This window comes from Desulfuromonas sp., assembly GCA_002869615.1.
In the GTDB taxonomy this organism is placed as follows: domain Bacteria; phylum Desulfobacterota; class Desulfuromonadia; order Desulfuromonadales; family UBA2294; genus BM707.
The window spans coordinates 59,981-81,996 of sequence record PKUH01000057.1 but is presented as its reverse complement, the minus strand read 5'-3'; the positions used below and the strand labels follow the sequence as shown (position 1 = coordinate 81,996).

The window sequence follows — 22,016 nt, the reverse complement described above, 5'->3', positions numbered from 1 at the left end:
TTTTCGTTCACAGGGGTGGCCCCTTCAGGCAACCTGTAATATCTCGACTAAGTGGTCGTGGTATTATAGGATATTATTTGAAAATCAGTAAAAATGTTGCTTTTGACCAATTTGCTTCACAGTTTTTAACTTTATAGTTTGCCAAGTTAGAGTAACAAGAGAGCTCCTGCCATGAGACTTGCGTGGAACACTCTGACCGGTCGTGAAAACCTGATTTTTCTACTGATTCTTGCGATATTGGTTGGCCTCATAACAGGGGGGCTGGCTGTTGCTTTTCGTTATCTTCTGTTTTTTACAACAGAACTGTTCTGGCCCGACCCGCTGGCACTCCTTGATGTTAATCAGCACTATCCCTGGTATCTTGTGCTGATAATCCCGTTGATAGGAGGACTGGTGATAGGCCCTTTAATTAATCGGTATTCTCCTGAATCGCGTGGCGCCGGTGTGCCGGATGTCATTGAAGCGGTGGTCACCAAGGAAGGCAATGTTCAATATCGAACCGCACTGTTCAAAACAGTTTTTACATCCCTGTCAATAGGTTGTGGCGCGTCAGTCGGCCGTGAAGGACCTGTTGTCCACATCGGATCCTCGGTCGGCTCTTCTCTGGCACAACTTATCAAGCTACCAGCCGAATGGCGTCGCGTTTTCCTGGCATGTGGTGCGGCTTCCGGAATCGCTGCAACCTTCAATGCGCCGATGGCTGGGATGTTGTTTGCGGCAGAAATAATTCTTGTCGATTTTCAGGTTAGCTATCTCAGCCACATTGCCATCTCGGCAGTGACTGCAACGGTCGTTTCACATCATTTTCTCGGGAGTCTGCCCACTTTTCAGGTCCCTTTGTTTGAAATGGTCAGCTACGGTGAACTTCTTCTCTATGCGCTTCTCGGTTTTATCGCAGGGCTCCTGTCGATTCTGTTTATTAAATCAGTTTCATTTGTCGAGGACATGTTTGCTAAAGCAAATATATCCTTTTCATACAGGCCGGCATTTGCCGGTTTGTTTGTAGGTGGCATCGCCATAGGCTGGCCGCATATCCTCGGAGTCGGTTACGAAACCATCAACCTGACTTTGACGTCGCAAATGGGGATATGGTTGATGCTGTTAATTCTCTTCCTGAAGCTGATGGCAACGGCCGGTTCGGTGGGCGCCGGTTTTTCCGGTGGTATTTTTGCCCCTTCACTGGTTTTGGGGGCCCTGCTGGGTTGTTTTTTCGGCGCGTTGATGACGCAATTGCTCCCCGGCCATATTGGCACAGCTGCCGCCTATAGTCTTATCGGAATGGGTGCTGTTGTGGCGGGTACAACCCTGGCACCGATTACCGCAATTTTCACAATTTTCGAACTGACCTATAACTTTGAAATCATCCTCCCTTTGATGACATGTTGCATTACCAGCCTGGTGACGGTGCAGAAGTTCTACGGCTATTCAATTTATGAAACGAAGCTTTTGCGCAAGGGGATAAGAATGGTTCGGGGTAGCGATGTCAACCTGTTGCGCTCAATGGCAGTTGAGAAGTTTATGACTACAGAGTTTGAAACAATTTCTCAAGAGATGCTTCTTGTCGACATTCTGGAAGTGGCTGAAAAAAGTTTTTATCCCCATTTCCCTGTGCTTGACGATCAGGATCGTCTGGTCGGAATCCTGTCTATGAGCAACCTGAAGGGATTCCTTGCCGAAGTTGGCGATCTCGGCAAGCTGGTCGTCGCCTCGGAGATAATGACGAAGCGTGTAGTGATTGTCCGTCCAGACGATAATCTTGAAACAGCTTTCGAAATTTTTGAGGGGAAGCAAATTTCCACCCTTCCTGTGTTGTCGAAAAATGGTGATTTGCTCGGTATTTTAAAAAAGAGTGACCTTCTGTTAGCCTACAATCAAAAGATTCTCAAATTTAATGTGCTTGATAGTCGAGCCAACAGTCAATGACCTGGATATGCTGATTTCCTGAAGAGTTGACCACGTAGTATTACAGCCTCCGGTAAGACCGGCCATAGCCTGTTCTCAAATATACCTGAAGACTTTAGCCCATAGACATTCTGCAAGACAGGAATCAGCTGGTTGACTCGAATCGATAGAGAGGCATAGACTGAAACTATGGATTCGTTAACTCAACTCACTCTCGGTGCCGCGGTCGGAGAAGCGGTCCTCGGGCGGAAAATAGGTCATAAGGCGATCCTCTGGGGTGCAGCCCTCGGCACCTTTCCCGACCTCGATGTCTTTGTCCCGTTTTTCGATCCGGTCAAGGATTTCACCTACCACCGCAGCTTCAGCCATTCAATCTTTGTCCTTTCGGCCCTGACTCCGCTCTTTGTCTGGCTGATACTCAAGCTGCACCCGAAAACCGGGCTGTATGAACGCAATTGGACCTGGCTGGTCTGGCTTGTTTTCATGACCCACATTCTGCTCGATTGCTTTACGGTCTACGGCACGCAGATCTTCTGGCCTTTGTGGCATTATCCGGCCGGCTGGGCCTCGCTCTTTATAATCGATCCATTCTACACTCTCCCCCTGGTGATCGGTGTTATCCTGGCCCTGGTGATGACGCGGCAGACGAACCGCGGCCATCTTGCCAACCGGGCCGGGCTGGTTGTCAGCACCCTTTACCTGGCCTGGAGTGTCGGCGCCAGGCTTTATGTGAGAGTGCAGGTCGAGCAATCGCTGGCACGACAGAACGTTCCTTACGAGAAGCTTCTGGTCAGCGCCGGGCCGTTCAATACGGCGCTCTGGCGGATTGTCGGGATGCAGGCCGACGGCAACTATTTCGAAGGGTATTACTCACTGCTTGATCGATCTGGGCAGGCCACCCTGAAGCACTATCGGAGCCGGGTTGACCTGTTGCGGGGAGTCGAACAGCATTGGCCGGTGCAGCGCCTGCAATGGTTCACCAAGGGGTACTTCAAGGTCTGGCAGGATGGCGACAGGGTCGTTGTCAGTGACCTGCGCATGGGTTACGAGCCGGACTACGTGTTCTCTTTTGGTGTCGGCCGGATCGGTAACCCGCACGTCAAAGCGGAGCCGGCCGTACGGATCGAGCCGAAACGGGATTTGAGCAGATTGAAAAGTATCTGGGCGAGGATCTGGTCGTCGGGAGTGTAAACGGCTTTTTAATGTACCGCCGGCTTTTTTTCGACGGCGAGCAGTTCAATCTCGAAGGTGAGGTCTTCTCCGGCCAGCGGGTGGTTGGCATCGAGGGTTACGTGGGAGTCGCTGAGTTCGGTCACCTTGACATGGAAGATCGAGTCATCCTCCTGGGTGACTTCAAGCCGTGCCCCTGCGGTTATCTCGAGGTCGTCCGGCAGGTCGGTACGCTTGATGGTTTCAATCAGGGCCGCCTTCCGCTCGCCGTAAGCCTTTGTATACGGAATGGTGAAGGTGCGGGTTTCGCCCTGGAACATCCCTTCAACCGCCTCATCAAAACCGGCAATAACCTCCTGCTTCCCTATGATAAATTTGAGAGGTTTCTCGTCCGGTGTTTCGTCAAAGAGCGTGCCGTCGGTCAGGGTTCCCCGGTAACGAACAGTCACGGTGTCGAGTTTTTCTGCCTTGATCATTTCAATTCCCTGCGTTGTTGGATTGTGGGTTGGGCCAAACGCCAATATCCTTACAAAATTCCCTGGCCCGGGTCAACAGTTTATTGCTTTAAATCTTTGAATTTTCGTTAGTTACGGAGCAGCTGCAGCTTGACCACTTCAATCTATCCATGCTAATTTGATTCTCTTTTACCGATGGAATAACTGAATGTATTCACCGCAACTTCCCGAATTTGAAACTTTCGCCGAAAAAGGTAACCTGATCCCGGTATACCGTGAGATTCTTGCCGATATGGAAACCCCGGTTTCCGCCTTCCGCAAGATCGATGACGGCAAGACCTCTTTTTTGCTTGAAAGTATCGAAGGGGGCGAGAAATGGGCACGCTATTCATTTCTCGGAGCCGGTCCCGGCAAGATGTTTCGTAGCCGCGATCAGTATTTTGAGATCCTCGATGGCGACACGGTCATCCGCTCCGGCGAGTGTGCCGATCCGTTCGTTGAGCTGAAAGCCTTCATGGCGCCTTACCGGCCGGTTGAGCTGGAGGCACTGCCCCGTTTTTTCGGTGGTGCGGTCGGATATCTCGGTTACGATATGGTCCGTTTTGTTGAAGAGCTGCCGAACGGCAATCCGCGTGAGATCGGAACCTGGGATAGCTGCTTTCTGCTGACCGAAACCCTGCTGATTTTCGACAATATGCGGCAGACGATCAAGGTTGTCTGCAACGCCCACGTCGATTCGGGCCAGGACCCGGCTGATGTCTACCGGGATGCACTGACCGCGATCGATGCCCTGATCGATAAACTGCGCCAACCCCTGGTCCTGCCTGAGCAGCGGGTCTCGGACCAGACCGAACTCGAATTGAAACCGAACTTTGAGCGGCAACAATTCGAAGCGGCGGTTGAAGCCTGCAAGGAGTATGTCCGGGCCGGTGATATTTTCCAGGTCGTACTCTCGCAGCGATTCTGCGGCGAGCTGACCTGCGATCCGTTCGATATCTACCGGGCGCTGCGGACGATCAATCCGTCTCCGTACATGTTTTTCCTCCGCTTCGGCGAAACTCTGGTGGTCGGCGCTTCGCCGGAAGTTCTGGTGCGCAAGGAAGGTTCGCGGGTCGATGTCAGGCCGATCGCCGGGACGCGGCCGCGCGGCGCAACGGTCGAAGAGGATCTCGCTCTTGAGAAAGAGCTGCTGGCCGACGAAAAAGAGCTGGCCGAACATATCATGCTGGTCGATCTTGGCCGCAACGATCTCGGCCGGGTCTGCAAGACCGGAACCGTAGAAGTCAGCGAGCTTGAAGTGATCGAGCGCTATTCACATGTGATGCATATCGTCTCCAACGTCAAGGGCGAACTCGAAGAAGACTCTGATGCCTTCGATGTTTTCCGCGCGACCTTCCCGGCCGGAACACTTTCCGGGGCACCGAAAATCCGGGCGATGGAGATTATCGACGAGTTCGAGCCATGCCGCCGAGAAATCTACGGCGGCGCTGTTGGCTACTTCTCTTTTAACGGCAACATGGATACCGCTATCGCGATCCGTACCCTGGTGATCCAGGATGATCGTATTTACGTGCAGGCCGGGGCCGGCATCGTCGCCGATTCAGTCCCGGCGTCGGAATATACCGAAACGATCAACAAGGCTCAGGGGGTTGTCAAGGCGATCGACAAAGCGCGGAAGGGGCTTTACTGATATGCTCCTGATGATTGATAACTACGACTCATTTACCTATAACCTTGTGCAGTACCTTGGTGAGCTCGGGGCCGACATCGAGGTCTATCGCAACGACAAGATCACGCTTGATGAAATTGCTGCGAAAAATCCGGCCCAGCTGGTCGTCTCTCCCGGGCCCTGTACGCCGAATGAAGCCGGTATCTCGGTGGCCGCCATTCAACGTTTTGCCGGTAGAATTCCGATCCTCGGTGTCTGTCTTGGCCACCAGTCGATCATTCAGGCCTTTGGGGGTGTGATTCTGCGCGCCGAAAAGCTGATGCATGGCAAAACCAGCCTGGTTCATCACAACGATCAGGGAGTGATGCAAGGGCTCGAGAATCCGTTTGTCGCGACCCGCTATCATTCTCTGATTGGTGAAAAACAGACCTTGCCCGAATGTCTCGAGGTGACCGCTCGGACCGAGGATGATGTCATCATGGGCGTTCGGCACAAAAGGCTGCCGGTCTGGGGGGTGCAGTTCCACCCGGAGTCGATCCTGACGACGGAGGGGAAGAAGCTGCTGAAGAATTATCTCGATTTGAGTAAGAGATAAAAGCAGAATGCTTTTAACGCAAAGACGCAAAGGTACAATGATTAGAGGGGAAAGCGAACAAGAAGATCAAAAAGATTTTTTTAACGGAGAGACACAGAGAAGGAGAGAGATCAAGAAGGAATACTATCAGAGCAGTTCTCTCCGGCTCTGCTCCTCTCCACCTCTCCATTAAGCCTTTTTTGTTTTCTTTGCGGCTTTGCGTTAGGTAAAGATTTTCTTTTCAAGAGGTTGGAAAATGATCAAGGAAGCGATAGCCAAGGTTGTTGAGAGGCAGGATCTCACCGAGGGTGAGATGATTGATGTCATGGACCAGATTATGGGTGGCGAAGCGACTCCGGCGCAGATTGCCTCCTTTATTACCGGATTGCGGATGAAGGGCGAAACGGTTCCGGAGATTACCGGCGCCGCCCGGGTGATGCGCTCCCGGGCAACGCCGATCCGGGTTGGTGCCGAGATCGGTCTTGACCGCGAGGAGATCAACGCTGACCGCGAAACCATTCTCGATACCTGTGGCACCGGCGGCAGCGGCACCAAAACCTTTAACGTTTCGACTGCTGTTGCTTTCGTCGTTGCCGGTTGCGGGATCAAGGTCGCCAAGCATGGCAACCGCAGCATCTCTTCAGCCTGCGGCAGCGCTGATGTCCTCGAACAGCTCGGGGTCAACCTCGAGGTGTCGCCGGAGACGGTTGAGCAGTGTATCGACAAGGTCGGCGTCGGTTTCCTTTTTGCCCCGGCCCTGCATGGTGCGATGAAGCATGCTATCGGCCCGCGGCGCGAAGTCGGTATCCGCACGATCTTTAATATTCTCGGCCCGCTGACCAATCCGGCCGGGGCTGACCGGCAGGTGCTCGGTGTTTATCAGGAGTCCCTGGTTGAGCCGATGGCCAATGTTTTGTCTGGTCTTGGCTGTAAACGCGGCTTCGTCGTGCACGGTCTTGATGGCATGGACGAAATCACCATAACCGGACCGACCCGGGTTGCCGCGATCAAGGACGGCAGTGTGTCCATCGCAACGATTGAGCCGGAGGACTTCGGTTTGACCCGCTGCAAGCTTGAAGAGCTGCAGGGGGGCGACGCTGTCCGTAATGCCAAAATTGTCAACGCCATCCTCGGAGGCGAGACCGGCCCGCACCGCGACATTGTCCTGATCAATGCCGCCCATGCCCTGGTTGCAGCCGGTGTAGCTGATGATGTCAGCGATGGGCTGGCCAGGGCGGCGTCCTCGATCGACGAAAAAAGAGCAAAAGGAAAGCTCGACGAACTCGTTGCGTTTACGAACCAGTAAAAAGCTGGTTGAATGCAAGGGCGCAAGGCGGGCCGGCTTTAGAATTTATATGCAAACCACATTAAGTGATGATACTCGATAAGATACTCAAACATAAAGAGAAAGAAGTCGCCGACGCCAGAGACCGGGTCCCGCTGGAGATGTTGCAGGAGCAGGCGTTGACCATGGGTCCGACTCGCGGTTTCGCCCGGGCCCTGAAAGAAAAGGCGGCCAACGGAACGGCGATTATTGCCGAGGTTAAAAAAGGTTCGCCCTCAAAAGGGATTATCCGACCTGACTTTGATCCGGTTGCCATCGCCCGGATTTACGAAGCGGCCGGGGCGACCTGCCTGTCGGTGCTGACCGATAAGGAATTCTTTTATGGTGAGCTTTCCTATCTGCTGCAGATTTCATCAGCAGTCGATATCCCGTTGTTGCGCAAGGAGTTTATCGTCGATCCTTACCAGATCTACGAGGCGCGGGCGGCCGGAGCTGACGCTGTCCTGTTGATTGCCGCCGCTCTCGCCGAGCAGGAACTCAAGGAGTTTACTGCCCTGGCGACCGAACTGCAGCTCGATGTTCTGCTCGAAGTACACAACGAAGAAGAACTCGATGTGGCGCTCAGGGTTCCGGTCGAGCTGATCGGCATCAACAACCGCGATCTCAAGAGTTTTGTCACCGATTTGGGAATAACAGAGCGTCTTGTCCCGTCGATTGGCAGTGATCACCTGGTGGTCTCGGAGAGCGGGATCAACAGTCGTGAAGATATCGTTCGTTTGCAGCAGGCCGGCGCCGGAGCGTTTCTGATCGGTGAAAGCCTGATGCGTGAAGGGGATATTTCAGGTAAACTACAGCAGCTTTTGCAGTGAAATTAATGACAAGGAGGTCGCGCTGTGCAGACTAAATTTTTATTGAATGAAGACCAGATTCCGAAGCGTTGGTACAATATTATCCCGGACCTGCCAGGACCGATGGCCCCGGTTATTCATCCCGGGACTTTGCAGCCGGTCAGCCCGGACGACCTGTTGCCACTCTTCACGATGCAGATTATCGAACAGGAAGTGTCACAGGAGCGCTGGATTGAGATTCCGGAAGAGGTTCGTGAAATTTACAGGCTCTGGCGGCCGTCGCCAATGTTCCGGGCGCATCGCCTCGAGAAAGCGCTCGGTACCCCGGCCAAAATCTATTACAAGTACGAAGGCGTTTCGCCGGCCGGATCGCACAAACCGAATACCGCAGTTCCGCAGGCATTCTATAACAAGGAGTATGGAACAAAGCGGATTGCGTCGGAAACCGGTGCCGGCCAGTGGGGCAGCTCAATCGCTCTGGCCTGCCAGATGTTCGGTCTTGAATGCACCGTTTACATGGTCAAGATTTCGTACACTCAGAAGCCGTACCGCAAGAGCATGATGCAGCTCTGGGGGGCCGATGTCATCCCGTCGCCATCAAACAAGACCAACGCCGGCCGCCTGATCCTTGAAGCCGACCCGGATTGCCCCGGTTCTTTAGGCCTGGCCATCTCGGAAGCGGTTGAGGATGCAGCGACGCGGGAGGATACCCGTTACTCCCTCGGTAGTGTTCTGAATCATGTTTGCACCCACCAGACAATTATCGGTCTCGAGGCGCAGGAGCAGATGAAGCTGGCCGGTGACTACCCGGACGTTGTGATCGGTTGTCACGGCGGTGGTTCCAACTTTGCCGGCCTGGCTTTCCCGTTTATTTCTGATAAGGCGAACGGCAAGGATATAAAAATCCTGGCAATGGAACCCTCATCATGTCCGACCCTGAGCAAGGGTGTTTATGATTTTGATTTTGGTGATATGGCAAAAATGGCGCCGATTGCCAAGATGTATACCCTTGGTCACGATTTTGTGCCGCCGGGAATACATGCCGGTGGATTGCGCTATCATGGTGCGGCGCCGCTGGTTTCGCAGTTGGTAGACGCCGGGGTCGTAGAGGCCAAAGCGGTACCGCAGATCGCCTGTTTCGAGGCGGCGGTGCAGTTCTCCCGGTGTGAGGGAATTATTCCGGCACCGGAGTCGTCGCATGCCATTCGCGGCGCCATTGACGAAGCGCTTCAGGCCAGGGAAGAGGGTAAAGAGAAAACCATCCTGTTTAACCTCTCGGGGCATGGCCACGTTGATATGGCCGCTTATGACGCGTTTTTCTCCGGCGAGCTGGAGGATTACGAGTACCCGGAAGAAGCGATTAAGGATTCGTTGTCGCATCTGCCGAAGGTTGAAATCGGTTAAGGAGTTATTTCGGACACCATGTTCCGGATCAAGATTTGTGGAATCACCAATGAGTCGGACGCCCTGCATGCCGTGGCATGCGGGGCGGACGCTTTAGGGTTTGTTTTTTATGCCGACAGCCCGCGCGGCGTCAGCCCGGCCGAGGTGCGGCCGATCATCGACAAGCTCCCCGGTGAAGTGATCAAGGTCGGCCTTTTTGTCAATGAACAGGCGGAAGTGGTCAACCGGGTCGCGGCCGAGAGCGGTATCGGTCTTGTGCAGTTGCATGGCGATGAAACACCCGACTACTGCCGTCGGATCGAACTGCCGGTGATGAAGGCCCTGCGCGTACGCAACGAAGAGAGCGTCAGGAGCTGGCAGGACTACCCGGCGGTGGCGATATTGCTTGATGCCTGGCACCCGGAGAAGTTCGGTGGCACCGGCGAAGCTTGCGACTGGAATCTGGCGGCCACACTGGCAACGCAAACGAAGATAATCCTGGCGGGTGGTTTGAACCCGCAGAATATTTCCAAAGCTGTTAGAATGGTTAGACCGCAGGGGGTCGATGTCTCCAGTGGTGTGGAAAAGATGCCCGGAAAAAAAGATCCGGAGAAAGTAGCGGCGTTTATTACGAACGCCAGAGAGAGTTTCAAGTGATGAGTCAATACAGTTTTCCCGATGAGAAAGGGCATTTCGGTGAGTTTGGCGGACGCTATGTTGCCGAAACGCTGATGCCGGCCCTGCTCGAACTTGAAGAAGCTTATGCCGAGGTCAAGGATGACCCGGAGTTTCTCGAAGAGTTCGATTCCTATCTGCGCAACTATGTCGGACGGCCGAGTCCGCTCTATTTTGCCCGCCGCCTGACTGAACATGCTGGCGGCGCCCGGATTTACCTGAAGCGCGAGGACCTCAATCATACCGGTGCGCACAAGATCAATAATACCGTCGGCCAGATTCTGCTGGCCCGGCGCATGGGGAAGAACAAGGTTATTGCCGAGACCGGCGCCGGCCAGCATGGCGTCGCCACCGCTACCGTTGCCGCCCTGTTCGGTATGGAGTGCCAGGTCTTCATGGGGACCGAGGATATCCGCCGCCAGGCAATTAATGTTTTTCGGATGAAACTGCTCGGTTCCACTGTCCATGGTGTGACCAGCGGCACCGCCACCCTCAAGGACGCAATGAACGATGCGCTGCGCCACTGGGTGACTCATGTCCGCGACACCTTCTATGTTATCGGTACCGTTGCCGGGCCACACCCCTATCCGATGCTGGTGCGTGATTTTCAGGCGGTGATCGGTCGTGAATCGAAAAAACAGATGCTTGAGGCCGAAGGGCGCCTGCCCGATGCGGCGGTTGCCTGTATCGGCGGTGGGTCGAATGCGATGGGACTGTTTTATCCATTTATCGATGATCAGGCTGTCCGTCTGATCGGGGTTGAAGCGGCCGGGCTCGGGGTTGATTCGGGCAAACATGCGGCTTCGATATCAGCCGGATCGGTCGGCGTCCTGCATGGCAACAAGACCTTCCTGCTGCAGGATGATGACGGGCAGATTGAGCATGCACATTCGATCTCAGCCGGTCTTGATTACCCGGGCGTCGGCCCCGAACATGCGCAGCTCAAGGAACTCGGCCGCGCCGAATACGTCTCGATTACCGATGCTGAAGCCCTCGACGCCTTCAAGCTGCTGACCGAACTTGAAGGTATTATCCCGGCGCTCGAGTCGGCGCATGCGATTGCTCACGTCTGCAAACAGGCGAAAGAGATGGACAGGGACCAGATTATTCTGGTCTGTCTGTCGGGAAGAGGGGATAAGGATATCGATACGGTTGCGGATGCAATGGGGGTCGAGTTGTAAGGCTGCGCAGGCTGATCGGCAGTACTCGTCAATTAAACCAGGGGTTACGGATCCGGTTGTCAGGGAAAGGCTTTACTCTTTCCGGATCCTCTGGCCTGACTCCTGATAACTTTTAGCTGAAAGAAAATAATGAAATTTACCGAACTCGATTTACCGGCTGACCTGATGCGTGGCATCAACGAGGTTGGCTTTACCGAACTGACGCCGGTCCAGGAAGAGTCGATTCCGCTGGCGCTAAAGGGGCTCGATGTCGCCGCCCAGGCCCAGACCGGAACCGGCAAAACTGCGGCCTTTCTGATCTCGCTGTTTACCAAGCTGGCGCAGAACGAAAAAGGAACCTCCAGCAACCCGCGGGCCCTGATCATTGCCCCGACCCGTGAGCTGGTGGTGCAGATCTGCGAAGATGCCAAAGGGCTTGGCGCCCACTGCCCGTTCAAGGTTCAGCCGATTTTCGGTGGCGTCGATTACGACAAGCAACGGCAGGCGCTCAAGGACGGGGTTGATGTTATTGTCGCGACCCCGGGCCGGCTGATCGATTATTTCCGGCAGAAAGTATTCTCCCTGCACCGCATTGAAGCCTTGATTATCGATGAAGCCGACCGGATGTTCGATATGGGCTTTATCAAGGATCTGCGTTTTATCCTGCGCAAGTTGCCGCCTTTCGAAAAACGCCAGACCATGCTTTTTTCGGCAACCCTTTCGCACCGGGTTATGGAGCTTGCCTACGAGTTCATGAATCTCGCCGAGAAGGTGCAGATTGAACCGGAGCAGGTCACCGCCGAAAAAGTTGAGCAGATCCTGTATCATGTCTCGCGCCGCGAAAAATTCCCGCTTTTGCTCGGTCTGCTGCAGAAGGAAGAGTTCGCCGAACGGATCATGATTTTTGTCAACACCAAGAAAGAGGCGGAGCATCTGGCCGGTCGGCTCAAACACAACGATCACAAGGCCGCGGTTCTCTCCGGTGATATCCCGCAGAAAAAGCGGTTGCGGATTATGGATGATTTCAAGGAGGGGCGTCTCCGCTTCCTGATTGCCACCGATGTCGCTTCGCGCGGCCTGCATATCGAAGATGTCAGCCACGTATTCAATTACGACCTGCCGCAGGATTCGGAAGATTACGTTCACCGGATCGGCCGAACCGCCCGGGCCGGAGCGGTTGGCAAGGCGATCAGTTTTGCCGATGAAGACCTTGCTTTTCATATCCCCGATATCGAAGAGTATATCGGCATGAAGATTCCGAGTGCGGTGCCGATGGAAGAAGATCTCTGTAATGATTACAAGCGCGGGGTTGCGCACAAGAAAGCACCGGTTCCCGAGAAACGGGGCGGCTCCGGCAAACCACCTCATCGGCGCCGGCGCCGGCGGCCACAGGGCGGAGGAAATCGACCTGGTGGTGCAAAGCCGGGAGGAAAAACGTAAGTGTCGACCATTGAGCTGGACGGCCTCGATCACTGTTGCAGGTGTCCCCGGCTGGTCGATTATCGACAGAATATCAAGCCGGCCAAAGGGCGTAACCGGGCTGATTATCACAATCGTCCGGTTGCCGGGTTTGGCGATCCTGCTGCCCGGATTTGCCTGGTTGGGCTGGCTCCGGGGGCGCATGGGGCCAACCGGACCGGACGTCCATTTACCGGGGACGGGGCGGGTGATTTCATGTATCCGTTGCTGCACGAAGCCGGTTTTGCCTCTCGGCCCGATGCTGAACATGCCGACGATGGCCTGGAGCTGAACGATCTCTATATCACCAACGCTGTGAAGTGCGTGCCGCCGGAAAACAAGCCGAAAGGGGAGGAATTCAATTCCTGCCGATCCTACATGGCGGCCGAGCTGGCAGAACTGGACCGTCTCCGGGTTGTTATCGGACTCGGACGGGGGGCTTTTGAGAGCTGTTTGAAGTATTTTCGTTCAGTCGGTGCGATTGAGCGCCCGGCCGCATACCCTTTCGCGCATGGGGTACAGCATCGCATCAGCGAGCGGCTCTGGCTCGCCGGATGCTACCATACCAGCCGTTACAATGTTCAGACCGGGAGAATGACGGCGCCGATGTTTCGTCAATTCCTGGTTGAGACACGGACTCTGGCCGATGAAAACGGTTGAAATGACGGTGATTTTTCATTAAACTTTAAAACTTGGATCAAATCTTTGGTAAAACTATGAGCCGGATTGAACAAAAACTTGAAGATATCAGACAGCGGGGCGACAAGGCACTGGTCCCTTTTTTGACGGCTGGTGATCCCGACATGAAGACCACGGTCGATTTGATTCACGCTCTGGTTGAATCGGGCGCCGACCTGATCGAGCTCGGTGTGCCCTTCTCCGATCCGATGGCCGACGGCCCGACGATTCAGGCATCTTCCGAGCGGGCACTGAAGTCAGGCACGACGGTGGCCGGAGTTCTCGAAATTGTCCGGGATGTACGCAAGAGCAGCAACGTTCCGATAATCCTGATGGGATATTACAATCCGATTTTTCATTATGGCCCGTCCCGTTTTACGGTCGATGCCGCCGCTGCCGGAGTTGATGGCCTGCTGCTGGTTGATTTGCCGCCTGAAGAAACGGCTGAAATTCATGCCGACATGCAAAAGCAGGGGCTCGACCTGATTACCCTTCTGGCGCCGACCACTCCGGATGAGCGGATGACAGTGCTCGCTGAAAAAGCGGAAGGATACCTTTATTACGTGTCGATGACCGGGGTTACCGGAAGTCAACAGGTCGATGCCGCCTCGATCGAGAGTGCTGTTCGTCGGATCCAGGAAAAAAGCCGGGTTCAGGTTGCGGTCGGATTCGGAATTTCGACCAGGGATGACGCGGCCGCCGTCAGCGCGTTTGCCGATGCTGTTGTTGTCGGCAGTGCCCTTGTTAAAGTTATCGAGGCCCACGGCAAGAGCGATGAATTATTGCCGCGGGTCAGGGAATTTGTATCTTCTTTAAAAGAGGGAGTCCGCCCGGCTGCCTGAGCAGCGGCGGGTCAGATCACGTATGAAAATTCGTGTCCTCGGCTGTTTCGGTTCGCGTATCCCCGGTTATTCGACCAGCAGCCTGCTGCTCGATGAAACGTTTCTCCTCGACGCCGGCACCATTTCGAGCGCTCTGTCGCAGCATGAACAGCTGGCGCTCGACGGGATTGTTCTGACCCATGCCCATATGGACCATATCGTTGATCTTGCTTTTCTCGCTGACAACATATTCGGGCGTCCTGAATCGATGCGGATCTGGGCTCCTGAACCGGTCCTCGAGGCGGTCCAAAATCATCTGTTCAATGATTATGTCTGGCCCGATTTTACGAAACTTCCGGGTCAGGGCGCGCCGACAATCAAGCTGATCCCGCTCGACGAAAGTGGTGAAGGTGAAGTCAATGGCTATCATCTCCGCTGGACCCGGACCAACCACACCGTTTATACTGTCGGCTACTGTGTCCGCTCCGCTGAAAGTGCACTTTTTTATTCGGCCGACACGACCACGACCGATGACCTGTGGCAGATGGCCCGTGAGTGCGAGCAGTTGAAAATCGCTTTCGTTGAGGCCTCCTTCCCGAACCGGATGGAACATCTGGCGAAAATCAGTGGCCATCTGACCCCGGCCATGCTCAAGGATGAGTTGGTAAAGTTTGGTGATCGGGATATTCCGATCAAGGTCTTTCATATGAAACCGCAATTTCTGGACGAACTCCATGAAGAATTGGCTGCTATCGGAGACGACCGTTTGCAGGTTCTCGATGGTGGCGAGGTTTTTGAAATATAGCTGCCGCAATTCATAAAAGGAAACGTTATGCCCTGGTTTAAAAAATCGAAAGCTCCGATTACGCCGGTTGAGAAGAAAAAGGTCCATATGCCTGAAGGGCTCTGGACCAAATGCAAAAACTGTGAAGAGATTATTTACAGCAAGGAAATCGAGCGCAATCTCAATGTCTGCCCGAAGTGCGATTATCACTTCCGGGTCAGTGCCCAGGAACGGATCGACCTGGTTCTCGACAGCGGGACGTTTGTGGAAATGGACGCGGAAATGATGCCGGTCGATTTTCTCAACTTCAAGGATTCGAAGACCTACAAGGAGCGGATCAAGGCTGCGGTCAAGAAACATGGCGGCGGCGATGCCGTCAAGTGCGGTGAGGGTGATATCGAAGGGCTGAAGGTTGTTGTCGCCGTTTTTGATTTCGCTTTCATGGGCGGCAGTATGGGTTCGGTTGTCGGCGAGAAGATTACGCGGGTGATCGAGCGCGGTCTCGAACTCAACGCACCGGTTCTGGTGTTCTCTTCTTCCGGCGGCGCCCGCATGCAGGAGAGTATTCTCTCGCTGATGCAGATGGCCAAAACCAGCGCGGCGCTGGCCAAGCTGAAGAATGCCGGAATCCCGTTTATCTCGGTCTTGACCGATCCGACCACCGGCGGTGTTACGGCAAGCTTTGCCACGCTCGGCGACCTCAATATTGCCGAACCCCGGGCCCTGATCGGTTTTGCCGGTCCGCGCGTTATCGAGCAGACCATTCGACAGAAGCTTCCTGAAGGGTTCCAGCGTTCCGAATACCTGCTCGAACATGGCATGGTCGACATGATTGTCCGGCGCCAGGAGATGAAAAGTAAACTGGCGCAGGTGTTGAAAATCTTCACGAAAAACTGATTGATGACCGGTCAGGAAAGTCTGGATTATCTCTACGGGCTACAGAAGTTCGGCATCAAGCTCGGCCTGGAGAATATCCGGACTTTTTTGTCCCGTCTCGATCATCCCGAGAACCGCTTCAAATCGGTTCTGGTCGCCGGCACCAACGGCAAGGGCTCGATCGCCTCGGCTCTCGCCGGTATTCTCAGGGATTCTGGTTTCCGGACCGGCCTCTATACATCTCCCCATCTACATGTATTTAATGAACGGATCCGGGTGAATGGTGAAATGATTCCGGATGACCGGATTGCCCGTCTGGTCGCCCGGCTAAGAACCCGAACCGGATCGATCCCGATCACCTTCTTTGAATTCACCACGGCGCTGGCCCTGGAGTTTTTTGCCGAGCAGGAGGTCGAGGTCGCTGTCCTTGAAGTCGGCCTCGGCGGTCGTTTTGATGCGACCAATGCGATCGCGCCGGTACTCAGCGTGGTTGCCCCGGTGGCGCGCGATCATCAGCAGTATCTCGGCGAAGACCTTGATTCGATCGCCCGGGAAAAAGCCGGAATCATGCGGGGCGGGGTGCCGGTGGTCAGTGCGCCGCAGGTGATCGAAGTCGAAGAGGCCCTGCTCGACGAGGCGAAAAAAGTTGGTACCGAAATCTCTTTTTGCGGCAAGTCCTTCCACTTTGATGACGCCGGCGAGACCTTCGATTACCGGGGCATCAAAGAGACTATCGCCGGAATCCGGCCCGGCATCCCGGGCCGCCACCAGTTTGCCAACATGGCGACAGCACTGGCGGCTGCCGAGATGCTGCAGCCGGCCGGTTACGATCTGCCGGCGATTGCCCTGCGCAGCGGCGTCGAGAAAATGTTCTGGCCGGGCCGCCTTGAGTGGCTGGCCAAGCGGTCGATCCTGCTCGACGGGGCCCATAATGGAGCGGCCGCCAATGTTCTGGCCCGATATCTCGAACAACAGGATCTGGTGAATGTTCACTGGATTGTCGGGCTGAAAGCTGATAAAAACAGTGAAGAGGTGCTGATCCCGCTGCTTCCGGCCTGCGCGGCACTCTACTGCGTCGAGCCGCCGGTAGAGGAGGCAAAGCCGACGGCCGAGTTGGTCGCGATTGCCGAACGGCACGGCGTCCGCGCGGCATCCTTCGCTTCGATCGAGGCAGCCCTGGATGCCGTGCAGGCCGCCGCTGCCGATTCGGAAATTGTCCTGGTGGCCGGGTCGCTTTTCCTGGTGGCTGCCGTACGAGAAATAATTTTGCAGGAGGAAGGTCGCCGGTGCGACGAACAGGTTTCCTGATATTTCTGTTGTTTTTGCTGGCTGCGAACTGCCTGGCGGCGGCGAGCGACGAGCCGGTCAACCTGTCGGCGGACAGCCTGGTGCTCAATCAGGAGACCGGACTCTACCGGGCCGAAGGCAATGTACAGATCCGCCAGGGTGACCTGCTGCTGACCTCCGGTTCAGCCGACTGGGATCAACAGAGTGGCGAAGCGGTCTGCGGCGGCGGTTTCCGGATGGAGTCTGCGGATGGTGTCTTGACCGGTGATTCGATCCGTTACGATTTCGGCCGGGGGCTGGGACAGCTCAGCAACGGTCAAGCGAGGCTCTCCGCCTACAATGTCTTCCTCTCGGGGGACCTGATCGAGAAGCGGGGTGATATCAGCTACCGGGTCAGCGGCGGGTCATTCACCACCTGCCCCGGCGAGAGTCCGGCCTGGAAATTGACCGCCAGCCGCCTCGATGTCGATGTCGAAGGCTACGCCAGGGCCCGCAATGCCGTGTTCTACCTGCGAAATATTCCGGTTCTGTACCTCCCGTATATCGCGCTGCCCGCCAAAACGGAACGTCAATCGGGGCTGCTCTTTCCCGAAATAAGTCATTCAAGCCGCCTCGGCAACCGCTACCGGCAGCCGCTCTATCTGGTTATTGACCAGGATCTTGATGCGACCCTCGAGATTGATTACATGTCTGATCTCGGAATCGGAACCGGTCTCGAGTTCCGCTACCTGCCGCCGCAGAGCCGTACCGGACGACTTTATACGAATTTTATCAGCGGGTTCGACGATGAGCCGGATCGTTCCCTGACCGAATGGGATCATGACGGCCTGTTGCCGGGTCAGGTCCGGCTGGTCATTGACGCTGAATATGTCAGCGAAAAGGATTACTACGAGATTTTCGGGCGGACCGCTGACGATTATAACCGCGAGAAGGTGCAATCGATCGTTTACCTGAGTCGCGGCTGGAACCAGGTCAATCTCTCCGCGCAGGCCAAATATAACCGTGACCTCGAGCAGAGCAGCGCTACCCAGTTGCAGTACCTTCCGGAAGTCCGCTTCGATTACCTGCCGCAACGCTGGGGTCAAACCCCGATTTTCACCTCATTTCTGGCCGAGCCCGGTTATCTCTGGCATCGGGACGGACCGAAGGGGGGACGCCTGCGGCTGCAGCCGATGCTGGCGACCGACCTGCTGGTCAACCGTTACCTGGAAATGGTGCCGACCGTCTCCTGGCTGCAACGCAATTACCGGTTTAACGATGTGAGCGAACAGGAAGGGTTGCCGATTGCGACCCTGTCCGTCGGTAGTCGGGTCGCCCGGGTTTTTACCTTCGACACCGGTGACGTCACGCACTTGCGGCATGTCGTCGAGCCGATGGTGCATTACCTCTTTATCCCGAATGTCGATCAGGGTCATCTGCCGCAGTTCGACAGCCGCGACCGGATTGATCCGGTCAACCTGGTCACCTTTGAGCTGATGAACCGGTTGACCACCCGAAGCGTCGACGATGACGGAACCCCCCGCTTTCGCGAGGTCGGCAGCCTCCGCCTCGCGGTCGATTACGATATCCGGGAAAGGAAGCGGGATCCCGGCCCTCTCCCTGACCAGAACCGGCCATTTTCACCGGTTCGGGGTGAACTGATTATCCGGCCGACTCCGTACAGTTTTTTGCGGGGCGATATCGCCTACGACGCCAACGATAATGCCCGTTACGTCGAAAGCCGGGCGGTCTGGGGCGGCTTGCATGATCGCCACGGCAATGGTTTGCTGATCAATTACCAATATCTGAAAAATGATTTCGATTACCTGTCCGGCGGCGTTGATCTGGCCCTGTTCGACCCGCTCTTTGTCTCTTATGAACATCGGCGCGATCTCGAAACCGTCCTCATGCTCGAGGCGGTGACCCGGGTTGAATACCGGGGTGAATGCTGGAGCGTGATGTTTGGTTTCAGTGACCGGCCGGATGAAGATAAATACGAAATCAATTTTTCCCTGAGCGGTCTTTCGAAAAACCGGCTCCTCGAGACGGTCATCCGGCCGTTAAAAAATTTCCTGTAAAACTTGACGCACCGTTTTTTCCGGTTAAACTTTCTTCCGTTGCCATGTTGACGCGGCTGCTCCGTATTCCGGCGAGCAGTTAATCTGGCGCTGAAAGGAGGGGGGAGTTGGCAGCATTTTTTTTGCCGGAAAACATTCACTACTGAATCGTTAAAGTGAGGGGAAATCATGAAAAAAATCGTTATTGCTGTACTGTTCGTCTGTTGTGCTGTCATCGCTGTTGCCCAGCCGGTTGTCGCTGCTGAAGGCAGTTCCGGAAAAACGGAGCAGGCTCAAATGCTGATTGATGTCAATGCCGCGACTGAAACCGAACTGTTAGCCCTGCCGGGTATCGGCAAGGTGACTGCCGGCCGCATTATCCAGCATCGGACCGAGCAGGGACCGTTTGCAACGGTCGATGACCTGGTGCAGGTCAAAGGGATCGGCAGCAAGGTTCTGGAAAAGATCAGGCCGCTGGTGTCGGTTGGATCGTGATCAACAGCCCGCCGGGGAGACCCGGCGGGTTTTTTTTCTGACAAGTCGCAAGACGCTGGGCGTGAAGGGTCAGGCATTTTTCTCCTTGCCTCTTCCCCCAGCCATTTTTCTTGCAGAAAGTGCTGGTCACCTTGCGCGCGCTGTGGCACATTAAGCACGAATCTGACCAGCCGCTGCAAGAATCGATATGGCCGAAGCAAACCAAATAAAAGAACATCGAAAAAGAACCATTCCCCCCTGGTTCATTATCCTTGTGCTGCTGCTCCTCGGCTTCGCCCTGTTCGGCGAGCGCGGGGTGTTGAAAGTCTATAAAACCTATCAGCAGAAAACCGATCTTGAACAGAAAATTGCCGACCTGGAAAAAGTGAACGACGAGTTGCGCCAGGAGATCGATGCGCTCCGTGAGGATCTCAAGACGATTGAAAACATCGCCCGGCGTGAACTCGGCATGGTCAAACCGGATGAGCAGGTTTATCAGTTTCACAATAATCAACAGCAGTCACCTCCACAAATGCCGACCGACCAGAAACTCGATGACGGAGAAGAGCACCCGGAAAACAGCCGGGTTGACACCACCTCCGGCGGCGGCTAACATGACCCGTTCGTTGCATGGAATTCACGGTTGATCCCCGGCAGCGATATCGGTAAAACAGGAGTTGCTGGTGTTCCGGGAACCGGCCGCACCGGACCCTTCCCATGCGTGGCGACTGCCATGGAAATGCCCCGATTCCGCCGAAGTGAATTGCAGTTAAAAGGGCACGATAAACAGGAAAGTGAAGAACCATAATGAAGGATCTGCTACGCAGTAAAATCAACGATACCCTCAATAACTGTTACGCCGAAGGAGTGCTCTCTTCCGGCGTTATCCCCGACTTTGTGATCGAAATTCCTGGGCAGAGCGAACATGGCGATTTTGCATCGAATGTGGCGATGCTGCTGGCCCGCGAGGAAAAGCGGGCGCCGCGCCAGATTGCCGAAACCATCGTCACCGCCCTCGGTGCTGATCCGTTCTGGTCGAAGGTCGAGATCGCCGGGCCCGGGTTTATCAACTTTTTCCTCAATCCGACCTGCTGGTACGAGGTTCTTGATCGCATCATGCAGCAGAAAGAGTCTTTCGGGCGCTCCGATGTCGGCCAGGGGACGAAAGTCCAGGTCGAATTTGTCAGCGCCAACCCGACCGGACCGCTCCATATCGGTCATGGCCGCGGCGCCGCCGTCGGCGATGCCGTCGCCTCGATTCTGGCGGCGGCCGGCTTCGATGTGCAGCGCGAGTATTATGTCAATGACGCCGGCAACCAGGTTGTGACCCTCGGCCGATCAATCTGGATGCGCTTGCGCGAATTGAACGGCGAAACGATCGCGTTCCCCGAGGATGGCTACCAGGCCGATTATATCAAGGAGCTCGCGGCCAGGCTGCGCGAAGAGGAGCCGGCGGTGCAGGATCTTGATGAATCAGCCGCCATCAAAAGCTGTTCGGCCTTCGGTGTTCGCCATATCCTCGACTGGATCGGTCGTGACCTTGCGGCGTTCGGCATCACCTTCGACAACTGGTACAGCGAGCAGAGCCTGTATGATCGTGATATGATCAATATCGAGCTCGGCAAGCTGGCTGACAAAAAGCTCTCTTATGAAGAGGAGGGCGCCCTCTGGTTCAAGACGACCGGGTTTGGCGATGACAAGGACCGGGTTCTGATCAAGTCGGATGGCAGCCCCACTTATTTTGCTTCCGATGTCGCCTATCACATGGAGAAGTTCGAACGCGGTTTTGATCGGGTTATCGATGTCTGGGGCGCCGATCATCACGGCTACGTGCCGCGGATGAAAGCGGTCTTGTCCGGGCTCGGACATCCGCCGGAGGATCTCGAGGTTCTGCTGATCCAGATGGTCAATCTGCTGCGCGACGGGCAACCGTTTACCATGGGTAAGCGCTCCGGTAATTTCATCACCCTGCGCGAAGTCGTCGATGAAGTCGGCAGCGATGCCTGCCGATATTTCTTCTTGATGCGTCGCTCCGACAGCCAGCTCGATTTTGATCTCGAACTGGCGAAAAAGCAGAGCAACGAAAACCCGGTCTACTATGTTCAGTACGCCCATGCCCGGGTCTGTAGCATTCAACGCAATGCCGAGCAGGCAGGAGTCGCCCTGCCTGAAGCCGGCGCAGTCGATTTTTCTGTTCTGACCGATGCCGACGAACTCGCCCTGGCCAAGCAGATGAACCGTCTGACCGAAGTGGTTGAACAGGCGGCGGCCGGTTATGAGCCGCACCGCATCGTTTATTATCTGCATGATCTGGCCGCCCTGTTCCACAGCTACTACAACCGGCAGAAGGTGCTGGTAGATGATCAGGCAACAGCGCAGGCGCGGCTCTATCTCGTCACTTGCGTACGGATTGTCCTGGCGAATGCTCTGCAGATGCTCGGGGTCTCAGCCCCGACATCAATGTAATGTGAAAGGTTTCAG

The 22,016-nt window shown here is 55.3% G+C and carries 20 protein-coding genes; 19 read left to right on the top strand and 1 reads right to left on the bottom strand.

Translation table 11 applies throughout. The features are described 5' to 3' along the window. Window positions 1–171 precede the first annotated feature (171 nt). Together C0623_06150 and C0623_06145 are read left to right on the top strand one after the other, a co-directional pair. Window positions 172–1,923, top strand: a complete 1,752-nt coding sequence (locus C0623_06150) for a chloride channel protein (protein ID PLY01123.1) — start codon at window positions 172–174, stop codon at window positions 1,921–1,923. A gap of 168 nt (window positions 1,924–2,091) precedes the next feature. After that, on the top strand, window positions 2,092–3,093 hold the full coding sequence (locus C0623_06145; protein PLY01122.1) for a hydrolase: 1,002 nt from the start codon (window positions 2,092–2,094) through the stop codon (window positions 3,091–3,093). 8 nt (window positions 3,094–3,101) lie between these two features. Here C0623_06145 and C0623_06140 read toward each other — a convergent pair whose 3' ends face one another. Beyond that, window positions 3,102–3,548: a peptidylprolyl isomerase gene (locus tag C0623_06140; GenBank protein ID PLY01121.1), complete on the bottom strand. Its 447-nt coding sequence runs from the start codon at window positions 3,546–3,548 to the stop codon at window positions 3,102–3,104. Between the two features lie 187 nt (window positions 3,549–3,735). Here C0623_06140 and trpE point away from each other — a divergent pair, with 187 nt between their 5' ends. From trpE to C0623_06055, 17 genes are all read left to right on the top strand, one after another. Further along, complete coding sequence (gene trpE / locus C0623_06135) at window positions 3,736–5,217, top strand: anthranilate synthase component I (GenBank protein PLY01120.1); 1,482 nt, start codon at window positions 3,736–3,738, stop codon at window positions 5,215–5,217. Between the two features lies 1 nt (window position 5,218). Continuing rightward, entirely contained in the window at window positions 5,219–5,791 is a 573-nt protein-coding gene (locus C0623_06130; protein PLY01119.1) for an anthranilate/aminodeoxychorismate synthase component II, read from the top strand. A 235-nt stretch (window positions 5,792–6,026) separates the two neighbouring features. Then, entirely contained in the window at window positions 6,027–7,076 is a 1,050-nt protein-coding gene (trpD, locus tag C0623_06125) for an anthranilate phosphoribosyltransferase (protein ID PLY01118.1), read from the top strand. Between the two features lie 68 nt (window positions 7,077–7,144). Continuing rightward, a complete protein-coding gene (locus C0623_06120; GenBank protein PLY01117.1) occupies window positions 7,145–7,924 on the top strand; it encodes an indole-3-glycerol phosphate synthase TrpC in 780 nt (259 codons plus the stop codon). A gap of 24 nt (window positions 7,925–7,948) precedes the next feature. Continuing rightward, a complete protein-coding gene (locus tag C0623_06115) occupies window positions 7,949–9,307 on the top strand; it encodes a TrpB-like pyridoxal phosphate-dependent enzyme (GenBank protein ID PLY01116.1) in 1,359 nt (452 codons plus the stop codon). 18 nt (window positions 9,308–9,325) lie between these two features. Continuing rightward, entirely contained in the window at window positions 9,326–9,943 is a 618-nt protein-coding gene (locus C0623_06110) for a phosphoribosylanthranilate isomerase (protein ID PLY01115.1), read from the top strand. Further along, window positions 9,943–11,142 (top strand): tryptophan synthase subunit beta, encoded by a 1,200-nt coding sequence (gene trpB, locus C0623_06105; GenBank protein ID PLY01114.1) that lies wholly within the window; start codon window positions 9,943–9,945, stop codon window positions 11,140–11,142. Before C0623_06110 ends, trpB begins: the two co-directional genes overlap by 1 nt. A 129-nt stretch (window positions 11,143–11,271) precedes the next feature. Next, entirely contained in the window at window positions 11,272–12,561 is a 1,290-nt protein-coding gene (locus C0623_06100; GenBank protein PLY01113.1) for an RNA helicase, read from the top strand. Then, window positions 12,562–13,239, top strand: coding sequence for a uracil-DNA glycosylase (locus tag C0623_06095; GenBank protein PLY01112.1), 678 nt, complete (start codon window positions 12,562–12,564; stop codon window positions 13,237–13,239). A 56-nt stretch (window positions 13,240–13,295) separates the two neighbouring features. Next, the gene (locus C0623_06090; protein PLY01111.1) at window positions 13,296–14,099 is read left to right on the top strand and encodes a tryptophan synthase subunit alpha; all 804 of its coding nucleotides are present in this window, start codon (window positions 13,296–13,298) and stop codon (window positions 14,097–14,099) included. 22 nt (window positions 14,100–14,121) lie between these two features. Next, entirely contained in the window at window positions 14,122–14,883 is a 762-nt protein-coding gene (locus tag C0623_06085; GenBank protein ID PLY01110.1) for an MBL fold metallo-hydrolase, read from the top strand. A gap of 27 nt (window positions 14,884–14,910) precedes the next feature. Next, window positions 14,911–15,759, top strand: a complete 849-nt coding sequence (locus C0623_06080) for an acetyl-CoA carboxylase carboxyl transferase subunit beta (protein PLY01109.1) — start codon at window positions 14,911–14,913, stop codon at window positions 15,757–15,759. Between the two features lie 3 nt (window positions 15,760–15,762). Continuing rightward, complete coding sequence (locus C0623_06075; GenBank protein ID PLY01108.1) at window positions 15,763–17,046, top strand: bifunctional folylpolyglutamate synthase/dihydrofolate synthase; 1,284 nt, start codon at window positions 15,763–15,765, stop codon at window positions 17,044–17,046. Then, the gene (locus C0623_06070; protein PLY01107.1) at window positions 17,025–19,082 is read left to right on the top strand and encodes a hypothetical protein; all 2,058 of its coding nucleotides are present in this window, start codon (window positions 17,025–17,027) and stop codon (window positions 19,080–19,082) included. Before C0623_06075 ends, C0623_06070 begins: the two co-directional genes overlap by 22 nt. Before the next feature lie 168 nt (window positions 19,083–19,250). Beyond that, a complete protein-coding gene (locus C0623_06065) occupies window positions 19,251–19,556 on the top strand; it encodes a competence protein ComEA (GenBank protein PLY01106.1) in 306 nt (101 codons plus the stop codon). 187 nt (window positions 19,557–19,743) lie between these two features. Beyond that, window positions 19,744–20,148 carry a hypothetical protein gene (locus tag C0623_06060; GenBank protein ID PLY01105.1) on the top strand — a complete coding sequence of 135 codons (405 nt, stop codon included), beginning with the start codon at window positions 19,744–19,746 and terminating at the stop codon, window positions 20,146–20,148. A gap of 194 nt (window positions 20,149–20,342) precedes the next feature. Next, window positions 20,343–22,001 carry an arginine--tRNA ligase gene (locus tag C0623_06055; GenBank protein PLY01104.1) on the top strand — a complete coding sequence of 553 codons (1,659 nt, stop codon included), beginning with the start codon at window positions 20,343–20,345 and terminating at the stop codon, window positions 21,999–22,001. The last annotated feature ends 15 nt before the right edge of the window (window positions 22,002–22,016 follow it).